The sequence below is a fragment of the Enterococcus sp. 7F3_DIV0205 genome (assembly GCF_002141365.2).
Classification (GTDB): Bacteria; Bacillota; Bacilli; order Lactobacillales; family Enterococcaceae; genus Enterococcus_L; species Enterococcus_L palustris.
The window spans coordinates 3,495,463-3,519,282 of record NZ_CP147244.1; the positions used below are offsets into that span (position 1 = coordinate 3,495,463).

23 protein-coding genes are annotated in these 23,820 nt (G+C 36.0%); 18 read left to right on the forward strand and 5 right to left on the reverse strand.

The genetic code is table 11. The features are described 5' to 3' along the window. Nucleotides 1-11: 11 nt before the first annotated feature. Nucleotides 12-998, forward strand: a complete 987-nt coding sequence (locus tag A5821_RS16320; protein WP_086312025.1) for a LacI family DNA-binding transcriptional regulator — start codon at nucleotides 12-14, stop codon at nucleotides 996-998. Between the two features lie 18 nt (nucleotides 999-1,016). On the opposite strand, the gene A5821_RS16325 is transcribed toward A5821_RS16320, so the two are convergent. Continuing rightward, nucleotides 1,017-2,042, reverse strand: a complete 1,026-nt coding sequence (locus A5821_RS16325; RefSeq protein WP_086312026.1) for an immunoglobulin-like domain-containing protein — start codon at nucleotides 2,040-2,042, stop codon at nucleotides 1,017-1,019. A 242-nt stretch (nucleotides 2,043-2,284) separates the two neighbouring features. Here A5821_RS16325 and A5821_RS16330 point away from each other — a divergent pair, with 242 nt between their 5' ends. From A5821_RS16330 to recR, 5 genes are all read left to right on the forward strand, one after another. Beyond that, nucleotides 2,285-3,778, forward strand: a complete 1,494-nt coding sequence (locus A5821_RS16330) for a helix-turn-helix domain-containing protein (protein ID WP_086312027.1) — start codon at nucleotides 2,285-2,287, stop codon at nucleotides 3,776-3,778. Between the two features lie 119 nt (nucleotides 3,779-3,897). After that, on the forward strand, nucleotides 3,898-4,176 hold the full coding sequence (locus A5821_RS16335; RefSeq protein WP_086312028.1) for a YiaA/YiaB family inner membrane protein: 279 nt from the start codon (nucleotides 3,898-3,900) through the stop codon (nucleotides 4,174-4,176). Between the two features lie 136 nt (nucleotides 4,177-4,312). Continuing rightward, on the forward strand, nucleotides 4,313-6,067 hold the full coding sequence (gene dnaX / locus A5821_RS16340) for a DNA polymerase III subunit gamma/tau (RefSeq protein WP_086312029.1): 1,755 nt from the start codon (nucleotides 4,313-4,315) through the stop codon (nucleotides 6,065-6,067). 15 nt (nucleotides 6,068-6,082) lie between these two features. Continuing rightward, nucleotides 6,083-6,397, forward strand: coding sequence for a YbaB/EbfC family nucleoid-associated protein (locus A5821_RS16345; protein ID WP_086312030.1), 315 nt, complete (start codon nucleotides 6,083-6,085; stop codon nucleotides 6,395-6,397). A 293-nt stretch (nucleotides 6,398-6,690) separates the two neighbouring features. After that, nucleotides 6,691-7,287, forward strand: coding sequence for a recombination mediator RecR (recR, locus tag A5821_RS16350; protein WP_086278733.1), 597 nt, complete (start codon nucleotides 6,691-6,693; stop codon nucleotides 7,285-7,287). A gap of 52 nt (nucleotides 7,288-7,339) precedes the next feature. Here recR and A5821_RS16355 read toward each other — a convergent pair whose 3' ends face one another. Next, the gene (locus A5821_RS16355; protein WP_249921800.1) at nucleotides 7,340-8,011 is read right to left on the reverse strand and encodes an O-methyltransferase; all 672 of its coding nucleotides are present in this window, start codon (nucleotides 8,009-8,011) and stop codon (nucleotides 7,340-7,342) included. Nucleotides 8,012-8,199: 188 nt separating this feature from the next. Between A5821_RS16355 and A5821_RS16360 the strand changes: the two genes are divergently transcribed. The 9 genes from A5821_RS16360 (at nucleotide 8,200) to A5821_RS16400 (ending at nucleotide 16,020) form a co-directional block, all read left to right on the forward strand. Next, entirely contained in the window at nucleotides 8,200-9,942 is a 1,743-nt protein-coding gene (locus tag A5821_RS16360) for an LPXTG cell wall anchor domain-containing protein (RefSeq protein WP_086312032.1), read from the forward strand. Between the two features lie 172 nt (nucleotides 9,943-10,114). Beyond that, the gene (gene tmk, locus A5821_RS16365; protein ID WP_069645447.1) at nucleotides 10,115-10,759 is read left to right on the forward strand and encodes a dTMP kinase; all 645 of its coding nucleotides are present in this window, start codon (nucleotides 10,115-10,117) and stop codon (nucleotides 10,757-10,759) included. A gap of 14 nt (nucleotides 10,760-10,773) precedes the next feature. Further along, nucleotides 10,774-11,103 carry a cyclic-di-AMP receptor gene (locus A5821_RS16370; RefSeq protein ID WP_010760520.1) on the forward strand — a complete coding sequence of 110 codons (330 nt, stop codon included), beginning with the start codon at nucleotides 10,774-10,776 and terminating at the stop codon, nucleotides 11,101-11,103. Between the two features lies 1 nt (nucleotide 11,104). Further along, nucleotides 11,105-12,055, forward strand: coding sequence for a DNA polymerase III subunit delta' (gene holB / locus A5821_RS16375; protein ID WP_086312033.1), 951 nt, complete (start codon nucleotides 11,105-11,107; stop codon nucleotides 12,053-12,055). 14 nt (nucleotides 12,056-12,069) lie between these two features. Continuing rightward, nucleotides 12,070-12,909, forward strand: coding sequence for a PSP1 domain-containing protein (locus A5821_RS16380; RefSeq protein WP_086312034.1), 840 nt, complete (start codon nucleotides 12,070-12,072; stop codon nucleotides 12,907-12,909). Further along, nucleotides 12,902-13,249, forward strand: coding sequence for a DNA replication initiation control protein YabA (locus A5821_RS16385; RefSeq protein WP_010773302.1), 348 nt, complete (start codon nucleotides 12,902-12,904; stop codon nucleotides 13,247-13,249). The genes A5821_RS16380 and A5821_RS16385 overlap by 8 nt, the downstream gene beginning before the upstream one ends. Nucleotides 13,250-13,332: 83 nt before the next feature. Next, nucleotides 13,333-14,199, forward strand: a complete 867-nt coding sequence (rsmI, locus tag A5821_RS16390) for a 16S rRNA (cytidine(1402)-2'-O)-methyltransferase (protein WP_086312035.1) — start codon at nucleotides 13,333-13,335, stop codon at nucleotides 14,197-14,199. Nucleotides 14,200-14,449: 250 nt separating this feature from the next. Then, complete coding sequence (locus tag A5821_RS16395) at nucleotides 14,450-15,667, forward strand: ammonium transporter (RefSeq protein ID WP_086312036.1); 1,218 nt, start codon at nucleotides 14,450-14,452, stop codon at nucleotides 15,665-15,667. Between the two features lie 11 nt (nucleotides 15,668-15,678). Next, nucleotides 15,679-16,020, forward strand: coding sequence for a P-II family nitrogen regulator (locus A5821_RS16400; RefSeq protein WP_086312037.1), 342 nt, complete (start codon nucleotides 15,679-15,681; stop codon nucleotides 16,018-16,020). 69 nt (nucleotides 16,021-16,089) lie between these two features. On the opposite strand, the gene A5821_RS16405 is transcribed toward A5821_RS16400, so the two are convergent. Then, nucleotides 16,090-16,668 carry a hypothetical protein gene (locus A5821_RS16405; protein WP_086312038.1) on the reverse strand — a complete coding sequence of 193 codons (579 nt, stop codon included), beginning with the start codon at nucleotides 16,666-16,668 and terminating at the stop codon, nucleotides 16,090-16,092. Nucleotides 16,669-16,835: 167 nt separating this feature from the next. Here A5821_RS16405 and A5821_RS16410 point away from each other — a divergent pair, with 167 nt between their 5' ends. The 3 genes from A5821_RS16410 to A5821_RS16420 all read left to right on the forward strand — a co-directional run bounded on the left by A5821_RS16410 (nucleotide 16,836) and on the right by A5821_RS16420 (nucleotide 20,531). Continuing rightward, nucleotides 16,836-17,813 carry an HD domain-containing protein gene (locus A5821_RS16410; protein WP_086312039.1) on the forward strand — a complete coding sequence of 326 codons (978 nt, stop codon included), beginning with the start codon at nucleotides 16,836-16,838 and terminating at the stop codon, nucleotides 17,811-17,813. Nucleotides 17,814-17,858: 45 nt separating this feature from the next. Next, on the forward strand, nucleotides 17,859-19,007 hold the full coding sequence (gene dinB / locus A5821_RS16415) for a DNA polymerase IV (protein WP_086312040.1): 1,149 nt from the start codon (nucleotides 17,859-17,861) through the stop codon (nucleotides 19,005-19,007). A 105-nt stretch (nucleotides 19,008-19,112) separates the two neighbouring features. After that, nucleotides 19,113-20,531, forward strand: a complete 1,419-nt coding sequence (locus tag A5821_RS16420; RefSeq protein ID WP_086312041.1) for a cryptochrome/photolyase family protein — start codon at nucleotides 19,113-19,115, stop codon at nucleotides 20,529-20,531. Between the two features lie 176 nt (nucleotides 20,532-20,707). Here the strand turns inward: A5821_RS16420 and nrdG are convergent, their stop codons facing one another. Together nrdG and nrdD are read right to left on the reverse strand one after the other, a co-directional pair. After that, nucleotides 20,708-21,310, reverse strand: coding sequence for an anaerobic ribonucleoside-triphosphate reductase activating protein (gene nrdG / locus A5821_RS16425; RefSeq protein ID WP_086312042.1), 603 nt, complete (start codon nucleotides 21,308-21,310; stop codon nucleotides 20,708-20,710). 85 nt (nucleotides 21,311-21,395) lie between these two features. Then, nucleotides 21,396-23,588 carry an anaerobic ribonucleoside-triphosphate reductase gene (gene nrdD, locus A5821_RS16430; protein WP_086312043.1) on the reverse strand — a complete coding sequence of 731 codons (2,193 nt, stop codon included), beginning with the start codon at nucleotides 23,586-23,588 and terminating at the stop codon, nucleotides 21,396-21,398. Nucleotides 23,589-23,820: the final 232 nt, after the last annotated feature.

Below are 23,820 nucleotides of genomic sequence, written 5' to 3' on the forward strand. Positions count from 1 at the left end.
CAGGTGAAAAGATGGCAACGATCAAGGATATCGCAAAATTAGCAGGAGTCTCACCAGCCACAGTTTCACGAGTATTAAATTATGATCCTGATCTTTCAGCAGGTATCGAGACTAAGCAAAAAGTGTTTGAAGCGGCAGAAGAATTAAATTACACGAAACACAAAAAAAGCACAAAAAATACGAAGGCTAAAATTTTATTTATTCAATGGTATGATGAAGCAGAAGAGCTAGAAGATATTTATTATCTATCCATTCGGTTGGGAATTGAGAAAAAGGCAGAGGAACTTGGGCTTGAGCTAATTAAACGTTCGTTAGAGGAGCTAAATAGCGAGCAAGCTGATGGTATTCTTGCATTAGGAAAGTTTACCACGGAACAAGCTGATGCTTTATTTGAAATCAATAACAATCTTTTGTTTGTAGATTTTGATGCTTTAGATATAGGATACAATTCTTTAGTTATCGATTTTCAGCAAAGCATGTCGTCTGTTTTAACTTATTTGATCCGACACGGTCATCAAAAAATTGGCATGATTTCTGGGGAAGAGTACACTTTAGGAAGCCAAAAACCACTTGAAGATAAACGATTGACGATTTTTAAAGAGATATTGTTGCAAAAAAAATTGTTTAATGAATCCTATGTTTTGAGAACACCATTTACTGTTGCTAAGGGTTATGAAGTGATGAAAGACTTTTTGGAAAAGTATCCAAATGACTATCCAAGTGCTTTTTTTGCGTCGAGTGATGCCTTAGCTGTGGGGGCTTTAAAAGCGATTCAAGAAGCAGGACTTAAAGTGCCTGAGGATATTTCTGTAATTGGGTTCAATGATATAAGTGTGGCGAAATACGTTAGTCCACCACTTACGACAATAAAAGTCCATACAGAGTGGATGGGTGAATTGGCAGTTGAGACGATACTCTCATTAATTCACGAACAGACACCTGTAGCAAGAAAAATAACGATTGCTACTGAACTAATAGAAAGAGCATCAACGAAATAAATCCGTTGATGCTCTTTTTTATTTATAAGCGATAACAAACAAGTTGACATCATCATTGATACAGCTTTGAAGAGTAATTCTTTCGCCGCCGTCAGTGCCGACTGTAAGATCCCAGTAATTTGTTCCAGAACCTATTTCAGTTCCATAATCATCTAATTGCAACAAGGTACTAACTGTATAAGTAGTCGGGGTGCCATTTGCATCCGTTACAACGATTTGACTGCCAGCTCCCAATGAAAAGACTGTTGAGAATGCTCCTGGGTTATGACCGATAAAATGAGTATTTTGTCCGTCATCGCCTGATTGAACAGCAGCACCTCCCCAAGTAGAGGCAACACCACCAGGGTTAGAATCAATCACGCTTTGTCCACTACCTTGCCCGCCGTTTTGATAAGGAATTGTTTGACCGTTCATTGTGATGGTCATCGCTCCATAAGTGGGTTCAGCTGGTGCAACAGGCGCACTAGCAGGTGTAGCTTGAGAGGGCTCAGCAGGAACATTTACTTGTGCTGCGGGAGCTTCGGCTTGTTGTGGAACCGGAGTTTCTACAGGTTCACTCTTAGGTACAACATGAAATGTTCTATCAGCAGTTCCTGTATTACCACTGCTGTCAGTTGCAGTAAAATGTATAGTCTGTGTGCCGACAACAGATGTATCTAGCGTTTCGTCTGCTGCTACTTTGGCTGTAATATCTCCATCTTTGTTATCAGTGGCAGTGACTTCTTCATAAATATTGACTTGAGAATTTTGTTCAACAGTTTCTTCAGGTACATTGATCTTCGGCGCAATGGTATCTTGAGTAGTGTTCACAGCAACAATTTTTTCTTTCGTTTGTTTTTTCTTAGGAACAGCTGCAAGTTTAGCCAATTCTTTATCTGTCGGAACATTTTTTACTAAGGTGACTTTGGCTTTTTTAGGTGTACTAGCTAATTGGTTTGCTCTACTAGACGCATCAGTGAAAATGTATCCGCCAATAAATAAAGCAACGCCTAAAATACTGATGAAGCCGATGATAATGGTGTGTTTGATTGTGTTTTTTTTCATGTAGAATCCCTCCAAAATGTGTGGTGAGACTTTCCATTTATCGATAAATTTTAAATCCGCGTTTTTATATTTTTATAATAAGACCGGTTTTTAAATAAACCAATTGAGTTGCGCTTTAGATTAATTCAAAAAAGGGTTAGAAGATGCTATAATTATTGTTAAACGGGGATTTCTTCAAAAAATTCTCAACTAGAGGAAAAATTTGAAGAATAAATAGAATAAAGGTGAAAAGAGGAGAAGTCATGGAGAGATTGTTATCGCCATCTATGCATCGAAGAGTGTTGTTGTTGAACTTATTGAATGGACCAAATAGCTGGATCACCTCGGATTATCTTGCTGAAAGTATTGATTGTTCAAAGAAAACAATCATGTTGGATTGTCAGTACATAGAAGATCGATGGTCAGATTATCTGACAATAGAGACATCCAGAAAACATGGAATTCGACTGATTGCTTCACCGCATAGGTCGATCCATGAAATTTATATTGAAATCATGCAAGAATCGAATGCTTTTTCTTTATTAGAGTCAATTTTTTTTGAACCAATGCAGCCGGCTGCATTTTGGGAGAAAAAATTATTTTTAAGTAATTCTAGTTTATATCGTTTGTCTAATGTAATCAGTTCAGCATTGAAAGATCGAAATATTCAGATGAGTCGTTCACCGTATTTTGTTCATGGAAAAGATGAACGCCAGATTCGCTACTTCTTTACTTGCTATTTTATTGAGGTTTACGGTATTCGAGAGTGGCCTTTTCATCTAGATAGAGAGAAAATATTTAAGTTATCCAATAAGATCAATAAAAAATTTGAATTAGAACTGAATGATAGTCAAATCGTTCATTTAGCTTATTCGATCGCTGTTACAATTATTAGAGAGCGACAAGGCTTTTTAATTCAGAATCGAAAAGATCCAATCAATAGTTTTGTAAAAACGACGATAGATGTAAGAAAATATCAAGCAGATGTAGAAGAAATAGCTGCACCATTAAATGTGGTTATTCCTGATAATTGGTACGAAGATTTTTGTTATTCTATTTTTTGGTGGGATTTTGGTTGGGACAATGAGCAGGAGAAAGTCAATGTTATCCATCAAGCAGAAAATTTAGTAACAACGATCAAGGAAGCACTCTCTATCTCTATTTCAGAACAAAGCAGAGTAAGCATTGTTCGCTTGATTGAGTATATCTATGCCAAACATAAGATGTTCCCGTATAAAAAATTTATGGTGTATGATCGCTATCTTTACTCAAGTCGAGCAATCAAGCAGAATTTCATTGTTTTTACAGAAGTTGTTAAAAAGGCTTTAGGTGTGCTGGAAGTCAAAATGAAATTTCCGTGGAAATCAATGTATTTGGATGGTATTCTTCATGAGATGGCGATTCGCTGGCAAGATCTAGGTAAACTCACTGATGAGATGAGGCATCAGTTATCTGTTCTAGTCTTAAGCGATTTAGGGAAAGAACATGCACAGCTTCTTAGCACAATCCTAAAAGAAAACTTCCGAAACAAAGTGAATTTATCGGTTCAAGAAAGTCATTTTTATGATCAATTGATAAATAGCTCTGATCAAAATTATGACTTGTATGTATCAAATTATGCGATTGAAGCGGTCGATGAAGAAGTTAATATGATCGTAGAAGATATTCCGTCATTTAAAAATATCACGGATTTACGAAAATACATTGATAAAAGACGACTTGTTTTACCCAAAGATATTGCTTATTTAAATGTTTGATTTGTTATTTTAATTGGTTTTTAAAGTCAATTATTTTTTTGAAATGAAAATAAGGATTGTCATTTAATAAATAGTAATGCTATACTAAAAAAGTATTATTAATTTTAAAGGAGAGAATTATGAAAAAGAAAGCTTACAGAAACACACCTGCTTTTGTCTTTCTAAGTTGGGGATCTTTTGCCTTTTTCGTGGCATTGATGTTGATTGGGTTGTACACACTAAAAGAACCATTGATGGTTAAAGGCTACTATTTAATGGGGTCAGTTGGATTGATATCTTCATCATTTACACTTTCAAAAGTGATCAGAGACAATCAAGAAGATGAAGAACGTTACAATCAAATGTTCCGTGCCAATGATGGTTTAGTAAAAAATGAAGAAACAGATACACATATTTAATGTATGCTAAAGGTCCTGACGAGAGTCAGGGCTTTTTTTTTGAAAGAATTTTTTAATGAGTTCGCTTTTTTTAATGCCTTATCCATAAAAATCACGTATAATAGAAGATAGTGAAATTTCGAGGGAGGGGTAAATTATGGCTTATCAAGCTTTGTATCGAGTCTGGCGTTCACAGCGTTTTGATGATGTTGTTGGACAAAAAGCAATTACGCAGACGTTAAAAAATGCGATCATCCAAAAGAAAACCTCGCATGCCTATTTGTTTACCGGCCCAAGAGGAACCGGAAAAACAAGTGCGGCGAAAATTTTTGCCAAAGCAATCAACTGTAAACATAGCATAGATGGAGAACCTTGTAATGAATGCGAAACTTGCGTTGCGATCACCGAAGGACGTCTGAATGACGTAATCGAGATCGATGCGGCGAGTAATAACGGAGTAGAAGAAATTCGTGATATCCGTGATAAAGCAAAATATGCACCGACACAAGCAGAATATAAAGTCTATATCATCGATGAAGTACATATGTTGTCGACGGGTGCTTTTAACGCATTACTAAAAACCTTAGAAGAACCGCCGCAAAATGTTATTTTTATCTTAGCGACGACAGAACCTCACAAAATTCCGTTGACGATCATTTCTAGAACACAACGTTTTGATTTCAAACGAATCAGTACGCAAGATATTGTTGATCATCTCGGCTTTATTCTAAAACAAATCAATGTTGAGTTTGAAGAGCAGGCTTTATATGTGATTGGACGTGCAGCCGAAGGCGGGATGCGGGATGCTTTAAGTATTCTGGATCAGACGATTTCATTCAGCGATGAAAAAGTTACTTTGACTGACGCAATGCAAGTGACAGGTAGTCTGACCTATGAAATGATGGATCAATATATTTCTAGCTGTGTCTCAGGAGATGTCGAACAAGCGCTGGAAGTATTGGAGAGCATCCTTAGTTCCGGTAAAGAAGCACGACGATTTTTAGAAGATTTACTATTGTATTGTCGGGACTTGCTTATGTTTCAACAAGCACCTAATTTGCTAACTGACAAAGTCGGTAATCTAACAGAAAATTTCAAAGTGTTAGCAGGCCAAACTGCGGCTGAGAAAATTTATCAAATGATCCAAATTTTAAGTGATACGCAAAATGATATCCGTTTTACGAACAATGCGAATATCTACCTTGAAGTAGCTACGGTGAAACTGGCAAAATCTGTAAAAAAAACTGTGGAAGTTTTGGATGGGGCGCAACCAGTCGCAACTGCTGAGATGTCAATGTTACAGCAACAAATCGAACACTTACAAAAAGAACTATCAGAATTGAAGAAAAACGGTGTTGTAGCTAAAGAAGCTGAACCTGTTAAAACAACACGTGCAACGAGCAGTAAAAATACATTGCGGATTCCAACAGAGCTTGTTTACAAAGTATTGAATGAAGCGACTAAAGATCATTTGATGAATGTAAAAAATGTCTGGGATGACTTATTACAAATGATGTCGGTAACACAAAGAGCGATGCTGAAAGCCAGTGAGCCAGTTGCAGCAGGGCCCAATGGTTTAGTGATTGCCTTTGAGTATGAGATCGTTTGTGGTCGAGCGATGGAAGATGAGGAAATGCAGCTAGCGGTTCATAATAATTTAAGCCGTTTGGTGAACAATTACGCGCCTGATATGATTTGTATCACAAAAGAAAGCTGGCCGAAACTACGTCAGTCATTCATCAGCCAAAACAAAGAAACTTCAGGAGAACAATCGAATGAAGATCGACTTGTTAATAATGAAGAAAATCATTTGTTAGCAGAAGAAGAACCAACAGCAGAAGTCAATAACCAAGTAGTAGACGAAGCAATCGCAATGTTTGGCGAAGCGCTCGTTGAAGTAATAAACGATTAAGAGGAGACGATAGTTATGATGCGAGGCATGGGAAATATGCAAGGAATGATGAAACAAGTTCAAAAAATGCAAAAAGATATGGAAAAAGCACAAGCGGAATTAAATGAACGTGAATTTGTGGGAGAAGCTACCAATCAATTGGTGACTGCAACTTTTACTGGCGATCGCAAAATGAAAGATATCGCAATTAAAGAAGAGGTTGTTGATCCAGAAGATGTAGAAATGCTGCAAGATTTAGTCATTATGGCTGTGAATGATGCATTGACTAAAGTAGAAAAAGAAACAGAGGCGACAATGGGTAAATATACTAAAGGAATGCCAGGATTTTAGGATAGAAATTATTTCTATTCAAGTAGTTTTAAAAGGCACGATTTTTGATGATGTATATCAAAAATCGTGCCTTTAATCATTTAAATAAAGAATATTTACCTTTTCTGATAAGCAATCTGTTAATGACAGTCTTCTTTTTTTCTAGATAATTGGAAATCTGTTTTAAAAGAAGTTAAAAAGCTAATTTTTATAAAATCATCTATAAAAAATGGTATAATAAACTTTAGTCTCGTAATGAATACATAGTTTAAAACCAACCAAGAATGGTCTGTGTTTGAAAGGATTTGAAAGCCATGCATTATCCAGAACCCATAGCTAAACTAGTCGAAAGTTATATGAAATTACCAGGTATCGGTCAAAAAACAGCCGTACGCTTGGCTTTTTATACACTTGATATGAAAGAAGAAGATGTTAATGCTTTTGCTAAAGCGTTGATCAGTGTGAAACGTGATCTGCATTTTTGCAGTATTTGCGGTAATATCACAGAAGAAGATCCTTGTGAAATCTGTCAGGATACGACAAGAGATCGTAGTATTATCTTAGTTGTAGAAGAACCAAAAGATGTCATGGCAATGGAGAAGATGCGGGAATATCATGGTCTTTATCATGTACTTCATGGTGTATTATCTCCAATGGAAGGCACAGGTCCAGAAGATATCAATATTGCATCATTGATTCAACGTCTTCATGATGATGAGGTCAAAGAGGTTATTATAGCTACAAATGCCACGACAGAAGGTGAAGCGACTGCGATGTATCTTTCACGTTTGATCAAACCAGCAGGGATTGTAGTAACAAGGCTCGCTCATGGTTTGTCAGTCGGCAGTGATATCGAGTATGCGGATGAGGTCACTCTATTAAAAGCTGTAGAGGGACGTCGGGAACTTTAAATATAAAGAAGATGGCTCAAAAGTTTTTAAACTTTTGAGCCATCTTCTTTTACTATTCTACAATACTGATGGTAAAACCATCATACCCTTTTACTCCAACTGTTTCAATCGCTGTCGAAGTCAGTTTAGATGAAGTAGATAAATCATCTACAAAAGATCGAACTCCTAATACTCTACTGTCAATACTATTCTGGTCAATGACTGCACCATCACGCACCACATTATCCCCAATAATAATGGTTCCAGAGCGAGCTAGTTGTAAGGCGTAGTCTAAATAAACTGAGTTATTTTCTTTATCTGCGTCAATAAAAATCAAATCAAAAGGTGGTGTCTGATCTTTTACCATGCTTTTTAAACTATCGGAAGCAGGACCAATTAAAATCGTTGTTTTAGCAGAAACACCAGCAAGGGCTAAATTTTCCGAAGCAACCTCAGCATGCTTTTTGTCGAATTCAAGAGAGATAACCTGTCCTTCTTTGTCTAGTGCTTTAGCAAACCAAAGAGTGCTATAGCCTCCAAGTGTTCCAATTTCTAGAATTCTTTTGGCACCTTTGATTCGTGCAAGAAGATAAAGAAATTTTCCTTGAGAAGGTGAAACGTCATGGGGAGGCAATTGGTGCTTTTGGTTATTAGCAAGGATTTGATCAAAAATGGGGTCTTTTTCCACTAACTTTTCAATGAAATAATCATCAACTGCTGCAAATAATTTTTCCAAATAACTCACTCCTAGTTTTTTATTGGTACTTCTAAAATAATTATACCTCTTGTTTCACTATAAAGAACATCTATTTGCATTTAATTAAAGGAAGTGTTTCAAAAATGATATTTTCCGGAAAAATAAAGACATTTATTTGAAAAAAATATCATATAATTAGGTGATAAAAAAATGAATTCATAGTAGGAGTGGGGAAAATGCAGAAAAAATTTTATACGTCCATTAAATTACTAGTTTTAAGTATTGCATTTATTTTGGTCGTGTTTGGCTCAATGAAACTATCTACAATGACGACTGAAGCAAAAGAACTTAATGATACAATTCAAAATGTAAAAATCACTAATGAAAAAGGAGAAGACCAAACCTCTTTCAAATCGTGGGACATCATCCAAGTTCATATGGATTGGAGTATTCCAAATGGAAGCGCCAAAAAAGGTGATACGACGTTGATCGACTTACCTGTTGAGTTAGATTTAGTGAATAGTTTGACCTTTGATGTGTTGGATGAAAGTGGATCTGTTGTGGCTATTGCAGTTGCAGATAAGGAATCAAAAACAGTTTTGCTGACGTATACCGAATTTGTAGAAACCCATTCAAATGTAAAAGGTACACTGCAATTTTTAAGTCGATTTGACACACAAATAATTGATGAATATGGCACGATCAAGCTGGTGTTTCCAATCAATAAAACAAACGAAGTTTCAACCGAAGTAGAAGTTGAAAAAGCCACAGATGATCCGAATGAAGTGATCAATAAATGGTCGTGGTTTTCATCAGATTCACGTACCCTTTTTTGGGAAGTACGAGTAAATGCAAGTGGACAGGAGTTTCCTAATGCTGTGGTTACCGATACTTTTCAAACAGATAACTATACATTAGTTCCAGGATCGATCAAAGTGATTTCAGCGGAATTTCCTGATGGGGATAAAGGAATTTTTGATAATCCAATCAATAAAGTTGATATTACCAGTCAAGTGACAGTCGATTATCTTCCAAATGGATTTACAGTAGATTTTGGTGATATGCCTAAAGGAATAGGCTATCTTATTTCTTATGACACGACAATCGATCACCAACCCCAAGATCAAGAAGAATTTTCTAATATTGCTACGTTAGAAAGCAATCAAACAACAATTGCTTCTAAAAAAGTAAATACCCAATACTCCGATGGAAGTGGTACCGGAACAGGGGAAGTATTTTCTATTCAAGTAATGAAAACTTCGGAAGAGGGAAGTGTTTTAGCTGGTGCAGAATTTGATGTTTATAAAGATTCAACGAACGAACGTATCGGTCAAATTAGCACAAATGATCAAGGCTTAGGTGAAATAAATGATTTGCTGCAAGAAGATTATACTTTAATAGAAACAAAAGCACCTGTTGGGTTCATTCTTGATGCTACACCAATAAAAGTATCCCAAAATGATTTTCAAAACAAGATTGCTTTTAAACAAGTGATAAATATAGCTGAACAGACAGTTGGATCAGTTCGGCTGATCAAGGTGGATCAAACAACGAAAGAACGATTGGCAGGTGTCGTATTTGAGCTTCAAGATGATAGGGGCAATCCATTACAGAAGGAGCTTATAACAGACGAAAATGGTCAACTTTTCGTTCAGGGGTTAGCACCAGGCAACTATCAATTTCTAGAAACGAAAGCATTAAACGGATATATACTAAATGAAAAACCAATTTTCTTTGAAATAACGTCGAATCAAACTGAACCAGTAGAAGTCGTTGTTGAAAATCAAAAAGAAGAAAAAACGGAACCATCAAAAAAGAACAGTAATGAAAGCCACGAAAAGAAAAATAATGGGAACCAATCTAATGACAGAATATTACCTAAAACTGGGGAAAACGCAATGAACTACTTATTTTTATTCGGTAGTCTTTGTCTAGGGATCAGTGGTACTATTCTTTTGGATAGAAGTAAGAGAGTTTAAAACGTTTTGAATGAGTAAAATGTAAAAACTGAGGTGAAGTCTGTTAGGCTTTTCATCTCAGTTTTATTTATTCATCAGGAAAATATTAATTATGAGGAATTCAATTAGACTGATTGTGACAGATAAAGTATAATAGATAAAAGGAATCAAAGTAAGTAAGGGGATTAGTAAAGTGCAAGGTATTTTTATAACGATCGAAGGACCAGATGGCGCAGGGAAAACAAGCGTATTGAATGAGTTATACCCAAGATTAGATCTGGCAGCAGAAAGAAGCATTATTAAAACAAGAGAACCTGGCGGTATTCCCATTGCTGAGAAAATTCGTCAAATTATCTTAGATCCGAGAAATCAGGAGATGGATGAGCGGACAGAAGCGTTGCTTTATGCAGCTGCTCGACGTCAGCATTTGATGGAAAAGGTTTTACCTGCATTAGAAGAAGGTAAAATCGTTTTATGTGACCGATTTGTAGACAGCTCATTAGCCTACCAAGGTGCTGGGCGACGTATTGGTGTTGAGGCAATTGCTGCAATCAATGAATTTGCAATTGAAGGGACGGTACCTGATTTTACGATTTATCTTGATGTAGATTCTGATACTGGATTGAATCGTATTAAAAACAATCGCCAACAACAAATCGACCGATTAGATTCAGAAGGGCTTGAGTTTCATCAACGAGTTCGTCATGAATATCTGAAATTGGTAGAAGAAAACCCAGAAAGAATCACGAAAATCGATGCCAGAATGAGTTTGGAAGATGTTGTAGAAGCAACCTTTCAAGCAATCGTAAAACGTTATCCAGAATATTTTAGAAACTAGGAAGGTGACCGAATATGAAAATTATTTTAGCAATTGTCCAAGATAAAGATAGTAACCGTTTAGCCAATGAATTTATTGATGCTAATATTCGTGCAACAAAACTTTCATCAACAGGCGGCTTTTTAAAAGCTGGAAATAGTACATTTATCGTTGGGATCGATGATGATCGTGTAGAAGAAGCATTGGAATTGATCAAAAAAACATGTCAATCTCGTAAACAATATGTGTCAACTCCTGTAACACTAGATATTACGATGGATGGACAAGTGCCTTATCCTGTCGAGGTTGAGGTAGGAGGGGCAACAGTCTTTGTTCTCCCAGTAGAAGGGTTCCATCAATATTAAGATGAATGAAGCACAGGTTTTAAGTGAACAGCAGCCGCTGCTTTACCAGCAACTTCAAAAAAGTTTTGAGCATGGTCGTCTTGCCCATGCTTATCTTTTTGAAGGCGATACAGGAACTGGTAAAAAAGAGTTTGGTTCATGGATGGCAAAACACATTTTCTGTACAAATTTGACTGACAATAATCCCTGCAATCAGTGTAATAATTGCTTGCGGATCAATGAAAATGAACATCCAGATGTATTACAAATCGCACCAGATGGTCAAACAATCAAAGTCGATCAGATTAGAGCTTTGAAAGCAGAGTTTAGTAAAAGCGGCGTGGAAACAGCTCAGAAAGTCTTTTTGATCGAACAAGCGGATAAGATGAGTGTTGGTGCAGCAAATAGCTTGTTAAAATTTTTAGAAGAACCGGAAGGTAAAGTTTTAGCAATTTTAGAGACAACTTCTTTAGCCAAGATTTTACCGACGATTCAATCGCGTTGTCAGGTTCTTCATTTTCAACCTTTAGTTAAGGAAAAATTAGTTCATGCTTTGACAGAAACAGGAATCAATAAAAATACAGCAAATCTTTTGGCAGAGTTGACAAATAGTTTTGACAAAGCAGTTGAAATCTCTCAAGATGAATGGTTTAATGAAGCTAGGGAAATTACTCAACAGTGGTTTGATTACATGATAAAAGATGATTTACAGGCTTTTGTCTATGTTCAAAAAAGGCTGATTAAAGTCTTTAAAGAAAAAGATCAACAAGCGTTGAGTTTTGATTTATTACTTGCTTATTACCGTAAACAACTCACTGAAAGTGTGGCGCAAGAACAGCTTAAACGTGTAATAGAACAACAAGCACAGAGAGTTGAACTGATTTTAAAAGCGCGACAAAAGTGGGAAGCTAATGTTAGTTTTCAAAGTGTTTGCGAACAATTAGTATTACGTATGATTCACCCTAAAACATAAATAGGAGGATGAAAATGGTAGAAGTAGTAGGAGTTCGCTTCCGTGAAGCAGGTCATATCTATTATTTTGCTCCTGGAAAATCAGAGTATTTTTACAATGATAAAGTGCTTGTGGAATCACAGCAATCTAAACAGCTTGCCACAGTTGCGATACCGAAAAAATCTATTGATCCGGAAGACTTACCCGAGGATTTAAAACCCATTTTAAATAAAGCATCAGAAACTGATTTAGAGAAAGAACAAAAAAATGTGGATGATGCAAAAGCTGCACTAAGTGTGGCCAAAGAGAAAATTCGAGCGCATGAATTAGAGATGAAATTGATTCGTGTTGAATATACATTTGACCGCAGCAAAATGGTTTTTTATTTTACAGCAGATGGTCGAATCGACTTCCGTGAACTAGTAAAAGATTTAGCAGCAATTTTTCGTACAAGAATCGAATTACGCCAAATCGGTGTGAGAGATGAAGCGAAGATTTTAGGTGGAATCGGTCCTTGTGGCAGACAATTATGCTGTTCGACTTTTTTAGGTGATTTTATGCCAGTCTCGATCAAAATGGCAAAAGATCAAGGCTTATCATTAAATCCAGTAAAAATTTCTGGTTTATGCGGGCGCTTGATGTGTTGCTTGAAATACGAAAATGATGAATACGAAGCTGCGAAGAAAGAATTACCAGACTATGGTAAAGAAGTGATCACACCAGATGGCAAGGGGCGAGTAGTCGGGTTGAATTTATTGAGCCGTATCGTCAAAGTTCGTTTAGTTGGACGTGAAATTGCAGTAGAATATGATTATGAAGAAATCAAAGAAGCAACAGAAAAAGCTCAAGCCGAAAAAGGTGATCACAATGGATAAACGTTCTTTATATGATGGTCTGAGTTCTTTAGAGACGGATCTACAAGGAACTTTGGGACAATTATCAGAGATTAAAGAAGCACTTCATGAGTTAGTTGAAAAAAATACAACTCTTGAAATCGAAAATCAACGCTTACGTGAACATTTGCAGGAGTTGACTAAATTAGCTAGCGATCCAAATGATCCAGCTAAGCAGGAACTTTCTAAATCTCGTATGAATTTGGAAAAGCTTTATGAAGAAGGATTTCATGTCTGCAATATTTTATATGGTTCACGTCGTGAAAATGATGAAGAATGTGCTTTTTGTTTAGATGTTATTTATGGAGAGAGATACAAATAAAGTTTAATCAAATTGAGAGGCTGTGACAAAATTTGTCTCAGCCTTTTTACAATAATCAATCTTAGCGTTTAGAAGGAGCCGTTATGCAAAAACAAAAAAGTTTTGATTCATCTAATGATGGAAAACTATATTTAGTGCCGACCCCAATCGGAAACTTGGAAGATATGAGCTTTCGTTGTATCAAGATTTTGAAAGAAGCAACGATCATTGCGAGTGAAGATACAAGAAACACACAAAAATTACTGAATCATTTTGAAATAACAACGCCTCAAATTAGTTTTCATGAACATAATTATAAGGAAAGAATACCACAATTTATCGAACGTTTAGAGGCTGGTGAGATAATTGCACAAGTGAGTGATGCTGGAATGCCGTCAATTAGTGACCCAGGTCATGAATTGGTTGAAGCCTGTATCGAAGTTGGAATCAAAGTGATTGCTTTGCCTGGTCCTACTGCGGGGCTGACAGCATTGATTGCTTCGGGTCTTGTTCCACAGCCGTTTACATTTTATGGTTTTTTACCTAGAAAGAAAAAAGAGCAAGTTGAGATTTTAGAACAGCTGAAGACTGCAATCCCGACCCAGATTTTTTATGAATCTCCTCATCGAATTGCTGCGACTGTAAAGCACTTTTCAGAAATTTTTGGTGAAGATCGAAAGGCTGTGATTTGTCGTGAATTGACTAAGCTTCATGAAGAATATCTTAGAGGAACTTTGTCAGAATTAAGTGATTACTTGGCTGAAAACACGCTAAAAGGGGAGTGTTGTCTTTTAGTTGAGGGGGCAGATGGAACAGAATTAGTAGAAAATGCGGATTTAGAACTTCCTATCAAGGAACATATAGCAATATTGATGAATTCAGGTAGTTCTTCAAAAGAAGCAATCAAAGAAGTTGCAAAGCTTCGTGGGTTGAAAAAGCAAGCTGTTTATAAAGAATTTCATGTGGATTGATTAGTGAAAGATAAGCTGATGTTAAAAAGTCAGTTTATTTTTTTGCAATCGGTTTAGTCAATAACAGTCTACAAGGTAATGGAAACGTTCTATTGGTATAGATGTTATTTTTTATAACGTGAATTGTCAGAAAAATGAAATTATTTTACTGAATCAAGGTTTTTTTGTTAGGATAATTCAAAAAACGATGCTAAAATTACCGACAAAGCTAAAATGAAGGTTGGCTTTATTTTTGAATTGGAGGGATTTTATGAAAACAGGAAATATTGCATTTATTATGATTTGTTCTGCAATGGTCTTTTTGATGACACCAGCCTTAGCATTTTTTTACGGAGGGTTGGAGCGCAGAAAAAATATTCTTAACACAATGATGATGGTGATTTGTGTAATGGGATTAGCGTCAGTACTTTGGATCATTCTGGGTTATTCTATGTCCTTTAGTGGAGAAAATTTATTTGTTGGAAATTTTGATAAGCTATTTTTTAATCATGTTTCAATGACAACCGGAGAAACGATTCCAGAAGGATTGTTTGCTGGATTTCAAATGATGTTTGCGCTGATCACCACAGCAATCATCACAGGTGCTGTGGTTGGGCGGATGCGATTTTCCGCGATCTTTTTGTTCATAGCTATTTGGTCAATCGTTGTTTATTATCCGATGGCTCATATGGTGTGGGGCGGAGGTTTTTTAGATAAAATAGGCTCGATCGATTTTGCAGGTGGAAATGTCGTTCATATTAGTTCGGGGATTGCAGGTCTTGTATTGGCGATCGTTTTAGGACAACGTCGTGAATATCGACAAATAGAATACCGACCTCATAATATTCCTTTTGTGGTATTAGGCGCAGGCTTACTCTGGTTCGGCTGGTTTGGGTTTAATGCAGGATCTGCACTGGCGGCTGATGGATTGGCGATCCATGCAATGCTTACGACGAATACGGCTGCAGCAAGCGGTATGCTTTCTTGGATGCTGATTGAAAAGTTAGCGATTGGAAAACCCACAGTTGTTGGTGCTTGTACGGGGGCTGTCGTAGGATTAGTTGCGATCACACCAGGTGCCGGTTTTGTTTCTCTTTGGAGCTCCTTTGTTCTTGGAGCATTAGTAAGCCCGTTTTGTTATTATTTTATTTCGTTCGTTAAGCATAAATTTGGGTATGATGATGCACTAGACGCATTCGGTTGTCATGGTGTCGGGGGAATTTTTGGTGGGATCATGACTGGGATATTTGCAGATCCAGCTGTGGGAGGAAAAACTGGACTGATTTATGGCGGGACTGAATTATTTGTAGCTCAAGTTGCTAGTATTGCTTTTACGATCGTATTTTCTGGAGCAGCTAGTTTTATTATTATCAAAGCAATTCAATTGTTTATGCCAATCCGTGTCTCAGCAAAAGAAGAAGCATTGGGCTTGGATCGCATCGAACATGATGAAACGGCTTATCCAACATTTATGGGGCTAGATTCTTAGGAGGAAGAGAGATGAAAAAAGTAGAGGCAATCATTCAGCAGGAAAAATTAGAAGAATTAAAAGTCAGAATGGACCACAGTTTTGAAGCACTAGGTATGACAGTAAGCCAAGTCTTAGGGTTTGGGAATCAAAAAGGTCTGAAAGAATATGTACGTGGTCAAGAAATCATCACGACATTGTTGCCTAAAGTAAAAGTCAGTTTTGTTGTTTTAGATGAAGAAGTAGAAGAAATTATTTCTTTGATTTTAGCTATTTGCCAAACTGGAGAAGTAGGAGACGGCAAAATATTTGTTTATCATGTTGAAGAAGCGATTCGAATCAGAACCGGTGAAAGAGGAGCAAATGCGATTTAAAGACATGAAAAGAAGTAACCTAGCTAAACTTTAAAAGCTAGGTTACTTCTTTATTTTTTATAAATACAGTTACTCAAATGATGCAGCATCAATTTCTTTAATACGGTCAGACGCTTTGTCTTCAGATATTTTTGTGTACTTTTGAATGACAGTAAAACTTGGTTGTTCATTTGAAGACCCAAAAGCATAGAGATAATCTTGTTCAACAAAATAATTAAAACTATTTTTCATAGTATCACTTTTATCAACAATAGTATCCGGATCAAAAGAAGAAATGTATTTATACGTATCATAAGTCAAACTATAAACACCATTTTTTTCGATATAGTGACCATTCACTTCAACTTTTTTTTCAATATTGCTGACAGCATACATTGAGAAGGTGTTGTCACTATTCATTAAAAGTAATTCAGTAGAGTCTTTTAGCGGCGCCGTATAATTAGCGGAGCTAGCTAGATCTTTCATAGCATCTGTTTCTGTGAAAACATCTGAACGATAATTACCGACGAGAAGCCAGTTATCTGTTGTTATTTTCTCCTCTACAGTTGTACTGCCAGTACTTTCTTTTGTCGTATCTTTCTTATCTGAACAAGCACTCAAAGATAAGAAGCAAATTAAACCCAAAGTAACGAATACCATTTTTTTCATATTGATTTCCCCCTAACAATAATTTTCAACCAACCCTTATGATAACGCATTAAATATCTTTGATCAATGCAAAAAAGATAGCAATTGCAATAGAATGAATTTAGTTGTAAATGAACAAACGTTCGTATATAATATTTATAAAATACTTGATTTTTGAAGGAGAAAAAATGATTGTTCATGATGTTTTATATGGTTCATATGAAGTTGAAGAAGTTCTAGCGACATTGATTTTATCAAAAGAGATGCAGCGTTTAAAGGATGTTCATATGGCAGGACCAGCATTTTTGATAAATTCAACTTGGAATGAAACGCGGTACGAACATTCTATCGGTGTTATGTTGTTAATCAGGAAGCTCGGTGGAACAGTAAAAGAACAGATCGCAGGCTTACTACATGATGTGTCCCACACTGCATTTTCACATGTGATCGATATGGCGTTGTTGAATAAATCAGACGATTATCATGAGCAAATCAAAGCCCAATGGATTGAAGAATCAGCAATTCCAGGTTTATTAAAACAATATGAATTTGATTATCGTCAGATTTTATTTGATGATGAACAATGGGAATTATTAGAGCGAAAAGCGCCATTATTATGTTGTGATCGGATTGATTACACATTGCGAGAAGTTTATCGTTATTTTTCTGTTCCATTACAAGAAATTCAGTGTTTTTTGAAATCAATCAAAATCATTGAGAACCAAATTGTTTTAGAGTCGATTGATCAGGCCAATTGGTTTATAGAACAGTATCGAAAAATAGTAATCGATTTTTTTTATGATCCTCAAAATATTTGCAGCTATGAGTGGATGTCAAAAGCCATCCAAATTGGTCTAGCAAGTAAAGATATTACCCGGGCTGATTTGATGATGACAGATTCAGCATTTCTTAAGAAACTGAAATCAGCAGGTTCGACAGAAATTAGGCAATTACTGATGAAGATGGATCGACCGCCGAAATACAGTATCTGTTCTAGCGAGGAAGATTATGATATCCAGCAAAAGAAGAAAATCAGATTTGTCGACCCCCTGGTAAGATTGTCCGATAAAATCGTTTCAGTATCAACTGTTTCGAAAACTGCTAAAATAAAGATCGATAAACTGCTTGATGATAGCAAAAAGGGAATTTTTCTTAAAGTTGAGTAAGTCTCAAACGACACACCGCACATAGTTGAAAGGAGGAGGGGAATTATGATCAGTGAGTTACGTTTTCCCTTAAAGAAGGATACATCACGTAAGATTATTCATATTGATATGGATGCTTTTTTTGCTTCTGTGGAAGAGCGTGATCATCCTGAACTAGTGGGGCACCCCTTAGTGATTGCTCGTCATCCTAGCGACACAGGTGGTAAAGGTGTTGTGACTACTGCAAATTATGAAGCGCGTAAATTTGGTATTCATTCTGCAATGAGTGCCCAGAAAGCTTATGAATTATGTCCCGATGCGATTTTTAAGCCAGGCAATTACGAAAAATATTCCGAAATTTCTCATCAAATAAGGGAAATTTTCCATCGTTATACAGATATAATAGAACCTGTTTCCATAGATGAAGCTTATTTGGATGTAACGACAAATAAAATAAACAGTAAATCAGCAATCAAGATCGCTAAATTGATACAATACGACATCTGGAATGAACTTCACTTAACTTGTTCAGCAGGTGTTAGTTATAACAAATTTTTGGCAAAATTAGGTTCTGATTTTCAAAAACCTAAAGGCTTAACTGTTGTGATGCCAGATGAAGCTGAAACATTTTTGAAAGCTTTACCTATCGAAAAATTTCACGGAGTAGGGAAAAAGACTGTACCAAAAATGCATGATTTAGGCATTTTTACTGGTGAAGACTTGTATAGTAAAGATGAGATGGAATTGATCCGTAATTTTGGTAAGATGGGCTATTCACTTTATCGAAAAGTACGAGGAATCCATGATTCTCCTGTAAATATAACAAGAGATCGTAAATCTGTGGGAAAAGAACATACATATGGCACGCCGCTGACAACAGAAGCACAAGTAACTGCTCAGCTACGCCAGTTGGCTGAACGCGTAGAAGAATCACTAGAACGAGTCCAAAAACACGGGAAAACAGTTGTTTTAAAAGTCCGATATGCAGATTATACAACTGTAACGAAACGTCAAACACTTCCAGAATATATTTCTAAAAAAGAGGAATTGTATTATCAAGCAAATTTGATATGGGAAGAAATTCTTGGTTTGGAACAAGGGATTCGATTGTTAGGGATTACATTGACGAACCTTGATCCAATGGCTTATGAGAATATGGTTTTACCTTTGTGGGAAAAACAAAAGCCTGAAGAAGGTGAAACATTAAAGAATTAAACGATAGAATTGAAACTAGTTGGTCTAAAAAAACAGCTTTAAATTTTAAGGATAAATTGGTACGCACACTATGACCTATTAATAAATAAGAAAGGAAAAAAGCCAATGAGCAAAACAATTATGTGGTTTCGTAAAGATCTTCGCTTAGACGACAACACCGCTTTTGATAAGATGATAGAAAATAGTGAAGATACAGATGAACTCATCTGCCTTTTTCAATTAAATCCATTACAATTTTTGGAAAACAGTTACAATCAGGATGCTTTTTTCTCTAGTTTATTTACTTTTTATGAGCATGCTAAAAAACATAATATTGCGATTCATTTTTTATATGGAAATATAAAAGAAAATTTTACAGTCCTAAAAAAGACCTTTCAAGATTGGGATACAGTATATTTTAATCAAGATGAACGCGGCTTTGGCAGACAACGAGATCAAGAAATGACTGTTTTTTTTGAAGAGCATCAGATTCAAGTTTATTCTTATCAAGATAGTCATTTGCATGGTGTAGAGGAGATTAAAAAACCGACAGGTGAAAACTATAAAGTATTTACGCCCTATTTTCGTAAATGGCTGACAATGCCTAAGCGACCGTATCAAAGAGCAACAAAGCTTAACAGATCTTTTGCAAAGCTTACACATCCATTATTTAGTGAAGGAGAAAATCAGTTTAAGCAAATCATAAAAAAAATAGACTTGCCCTTTGATTATGAATGTGGTGAGACCGTGGCTGAGGAGTATTTAACAGAATTCATAAAGCATCATCTACATAATTATCAAAAAGGACGAGATTACCCTTTTTCAGACCAAACAAGTAAATTATCAAGATTTTTGAGAACGGGTGAATTATCAATTCGTAAAGTATGGCATGCGCTAAATGCTGAACCTGATTCGGATGGTCGGCAGACATTTATTTCAGAACTTTGCTGGCGTGATTTTTATAATATGATTTATTTTGAAAATCCTAAACAAAAAACACAAGAAATAAAAGACCAGTATCGACAATTACAATGGAGTTATAATCAACCATTCTTTGAGAGATGGAAAAATGGACAAACTGGTTACCCAATTGTTGATGCTGGTATGAGACAACTTAATCAAACGGGATGGATGCATAATCGTTTGCGAATGATCGTCGCTTCTTTTTTGACAAAAGATTTAATGATCGATTGGCGGATGGGGGAGAAATATTTCCAGCAAAAATTGATTGATTATGATGCAGCAAGTAACATTGGCGGATGGCAATGGGCAGCATCTACAGGAACAGACGCCGTACCTTATTTTAGAATTTTTAATCCTACGACACAAGGTGAAAAATTTGATCCTTATGGAGAGTTTATTCGTCAGTTTATTCCGGAATTGAAAAATGTACCAAATAAATATATTCATGAACCCAATAAGATGCCAGTTGACATTCAAAAATCTTCTGGGGTTTCTCTAGGTGACGATTATCCGACTCCTATTGTCGATCATAGTAAAATTCGTTCAGAAATTCTTGCTTTTTTTAAAGAAAGCTCCATTTAGACAAGAATAGAGCAAGACAACACTCGTTTTTTTAGTGTTGTCTTGCTCTATTTTTTAATAATAAAGTAGATATTCTGCTTCGTTCACATAAAAACTTGATTCCAGAAAAAGTAAAGCCGATTAAGAAACTTGATCACTGGTTCTTGCATCATTTCTTAATCAGCATTACATTGATTTTAAATCAACGTTCCTTTTTTTATTTGTTCATACGCTTGTTCGGCATCGTGGCATTTGTCCCAAATCACAGCTTTGCCACAGGCTAGAGATTTTTTGACATCAAGAATTCGTTGATTACTGCTACCTCTGAATTGGAGATTTAAATTTCTTTTTGATAATTCAAATCGTCCATCTACGAGAATATCGATTTTATTTAACAGTTCCAGCTTGTCTTTAGATTCTAATAATAACTCTTCAAATGTGTAGCCAGACCATGACCAGATATCTTTTTTAGAGCCAAATTCCTCATGAACTCGATCTACAACGGTCAAACAAACGGCTGTATTCAAAAAGGGTTCTCCGCCTAATAAAGTCAGTCCCTGAACATAATCATGAGATAGATCTTCGATGATTTTATCTTCTAATTCTTTGGTAAAGGGTTTACCGTAACGGAAATTTTGAACTGCTTGGTTAAAGCAACCTTCACAAGCAAATAAACAGCCACTGACGTATAAGCTATTTCGTACGCCTTCACCATCTACAAAGTTAAACGCTTTATAATCACCAATATAATTTTGACTAAGCTCATCTGCTAACCATTCTTGTGGTTTAGGATTTCTCAATTTTAGTCATCCTTTCAACTAAAAACGATGCCTGCAAGGTGCTGCATTGAGCATCGTTTTCTCGATTCTGTCTCCTGTTTACATGTTACTTCATATGTTTTACACGTGACGAAATTTCTTTGTGTCGACCATGAACCATGGGTCTTGCTTGTGGATTGCCAAGATAGCCACAGGTACGTTTGACAACATCACATGATTTAGGATCGTGATTGCCGCATTGTGGACATTCAAAACCGCGTTCGGTTGGATTGAAATCTCCTTCAAAGTTACATTCATAACAATGATCGATTGGTGTATTGGTTCCTAGATAACCAACCCGATCATAGGCATAATCCCAAACGGATTCTAATGCTTTCGGGTTTTGTTGTAAAACTGGGTATTCGCAGTAATGGATGAAACCACCAGAACAATATTGTGGATAATCTTTTTCGAAATCTAGCTTTTCAAACGGTGTTGGATTTTTACGTACATCATAGTGAAAACTATTTGTATAATATTCTTTATCTGTGATATTTTCAATCACACCAAATTTTTCAGTATCTAAGCGACAGAAGCGATCCGTTAAACTTTCGCTTGGAGTTGAATAAACGCTAAAGTGATAACCGTAATCATTGCCCCATTTATCTGCATGTGCTTTTAAATCTTTCAAAATTGAGATCGTAAAGTCTTTGGCTTTTGGATCGGACTCCCATTCGCCGCCATAAAAAGCAGAAGCGACTTCATATAAGCCGATGTATCCTAACGAAACAGTCGCACGTTTATTTTTAAATAATTCGTTTACAGAGTCTTTTCTAGCTAAACGTTTACCAAATGCTCCATACATATAGAGAATCGGTGCGTTGGCAGGTGTTGCTTCTTTACAGCGTTCAACTCGGTAAACTAACGCATCTTTCATAATTTCTAAGCGTTCAGCAAGAAGTGTCCAGAACTTATCCACATCACCATGAGCTTCCATAGCAATTCTAGGGAGATTTAGAGTAACAACGCCTAAGTTCATACGACCAACATTGATTTCTTCTCCTTGTTCGTCTTTCCATCCTTGTAAGAAAGAACGACATCCCATTGGTACTTTAAAGCTTCCCGTTAAATCAACTAATTTATCATAATTTAAAATATCTGGATACATTCTTTTTGTCGCACATTCCAATGCAAGTTGTTTTACATCGTAGTTTGGATCAGTTTCATTTAAGTTTACACCGCGTTTTAAAGTAAAAATCAATTTAGGAAAAATCGCCGTTCTTTTTTCACTACCTAAACCATTGATTCTAATTTGTAAAATCGCTCGTTGAATCTCGCGTTCAAACCAGCTTAATCCTAATCCGAAACCTAAAGAAGTGAAGGGTGTTTGTCCATTAGATGTGAACAATGTATTGATTTCGTATTCTAAGCTTTGCATGGCGTCATAAATATCTTTTTGTGTTTTTGCTTTGGCATATTCTTCTTGGCGCGCAGAACCATCGATCCATTCTCTGGCATCATCTAAATGTTTTTGATAATTTAATTCAGCAAATGGAGCTAATAATTCATCCACACGGTCAGCAGAACAACCACCATATTGACTAGAAGCTACGTTTGCTATGATTTGAGAAATTTGGGCTGTAGCCGTTTGAATCGACTTAGGTGATTCGACTTCAGCATTGCCGATCTTGAATCCATTATTTAGCATCCCTTTAAAATCAATCAAACAGCAGTTTGTCATTGGGGTATATGGATGATAATCTAAATCATGATAATGGATGTCGCCTTTTTGGTGTGCATTTGCAACATGAGGAGGCAGCATTTTCAAACCAATTGATTTACCTACGATGCCGGCAGTCAAATCACGTTGTGTATTAAAAACATCACTATCTTTATTCGCATTCTCATTTACCACAGACTGGTCTTTGTTGATCAATTTACTAATTGTGAAATTGATGTCAGTGGCTTTACTACGCTCAAAATCACGACGTGTGCGATAGTTGATGTATTCTTCTGCCAGTTCATATTCATTTTTCGTAAGTAATATATGTTCGACGATATTTTGAATTTCATAAATTTTGACATTATCTGAGAAGCGATCTGAAATTTCTTGATCAATTCGTTCGACGATTTCTTGAATGCGCTCATGAGCAAGTGGATCCAAAGAACCTCGGATTTTTTGTTCAGCTTTGATCAAGGCATCATAAATTTTTTGATCATCAAAATCAACCAACCGTCCATCTCTTTTGACGATTTTCATCGTGCTCAAGGTGGAATTAGTAGAACTCACTTCATTATTAGCTTGCTTTATCTCCATCATTTGCTACCCATCTCCTCATAGATTTATTCCTTCCTTATCATAAAACAATTCATTGAATCTTTCAACTATATATAGTGTGAAATTTAATTTATATTCCTGTATAGCAACTACATATAGTGTTTATGAGAAATGAAAATAAAGTGAAAACAACTCCCTAAAAGGTTTGTGGAAATTGTCACAACATTTAACTTAGAAAAATAAGTTATTACTAAAAAAATTTTTATTATTACTT

Bases quoted from the DNA above. Each gene is read 5' to 3' on its own strand.
- A5821_RS16410 (WP_086312039.1), top strand. From the start codon at position 16,836: ATGATTGTTCATGATGTTTTATATGGTTCATATGAAGTTGAAGAAGTT.
- A5821_RS16370 (WP_010760520.1), top strand. From the start codon at position 10,774: ATGAAAATTATTTTAGCAATTGTCCAAGATAAAGATAGTAACCGTTTA.
- A5821_RS16420 (WP_086312041.1), top strand. From the start codon at position 19,113: ATGAGCAAAACAATTATGTGGTTTCGTAAAGATCTTCGCTTAGACGAC.
- A5821_RS16360 (WP_086312032.1), top strand. From the start codon at position 8,200: ATGCAGAAAAAATTTTATACGTCCATTAAATTACTAGTTTTAAGTATT.
- A5821_RS16325 (WP_086312026.1), bottom strand. From the start codon at position 2,042: ATGAAAAAAAACACAATCAAACACACCATTATCATCGGCTTCATCAGT.
- A5821_RS16385 (WP_010773302.1), top strand. From the start codon at position 12,902: ATGGATAAACGTTCTTTATATGATGGTCTGAGTTCTTTAGAGACGGAT.
- A5821_RS16400 (WP_086312037.1), top strand. From the start codon at position 15,679: ATGAAAAAAGTAGAGGCAATCATTCAGCAGGAAAAATTAGAAGAATTA.
- dnaX (WP_086312029.1), top strand. From the start codon at position 4,313: ATGGCTTATCAAGCTTTGTATCGAGTCTGGCGTTCACAGCGTTTTGAT.
- A5821_RS16395 (WP_086312036.1), top strand. From the start codon at position 14,450: ATGAAAACAGGAAATATTGCATTTATTATGATTTGTTCTGCAATGGTC.
- A5821_RS16380 (WP_086312034.1), top strand. From the start codon at position 12,070: ATGGTAGAAGTAGTAGGAGTTCGCTTCCGTGAAGCAGGTCATATCTAT.
- holB (WP_086312033.1), top strand. From the start codon at position 11,105: ATGAATGAAGCACAGGTTTTAAGTGAACAGCAGCCGCTGCTTTACCAG.
- nrdD (WP_086312043.1), bottom strand. From the start codon at position 23,588: ATGATGGAGATAAAGCAAGCTAATAATGAAGTGAGTTCTACTAATTCC.
- rsmI (WP_086312035.1), top strand. From the start codon at position 13,333: ATGCAAAAACAAAAAAGTTTTGATTCATCTAATGATGGAAAACTATAT.
- A5821_RS16335 (WP_086312028.1), top strand. From the start codon at position 3,898: ATGAAAAAGAAAGCTTACAGAAACACACCTGCTTTTGTCTTTCTAAGT.
- A5821_RS16330 (WP_086312027.1), top strand. From the start codon at position 2,285: ATGGAGAGATTGTTATCGCCATCTATGCATCGAAGAGTGTTGTTGTTG.
- dinB (WP_086312040.1), top strand. From the start codon at position 17,859: ATGATCAGTGAGTTACGTTTTCCCTTAAAGAAGGATACATCACGTAAG.
- A5821_RS16405 (WP_086312038.1), bottom strand. From the start codon at position 16,668: ATGAAAAAAATGGTATTCGTTACTTTGGGTTTAATTTGCTTCTTATCT.
- recR (WP_086278733.1), top strand. From the start codon at position 6,691: ATGCATTATCCAGAACCCATAGCTAAACTAGTCGAAAGTTATATGAAA.
- A5821_RS16345 (WP_086312030.1), top strand. From the start codon at position 6,083: ATGATGCGAGGCATGGGAAATATGCAAGGAATGATGAAACAAGTTCAA.
- A5821_RS16320 (WP_086312025.1), top strand. From the start codon at position 12: ATGGCAACGATCAAGGATATCGCAAAATTAGCAGGAGTCTCACCAGCC.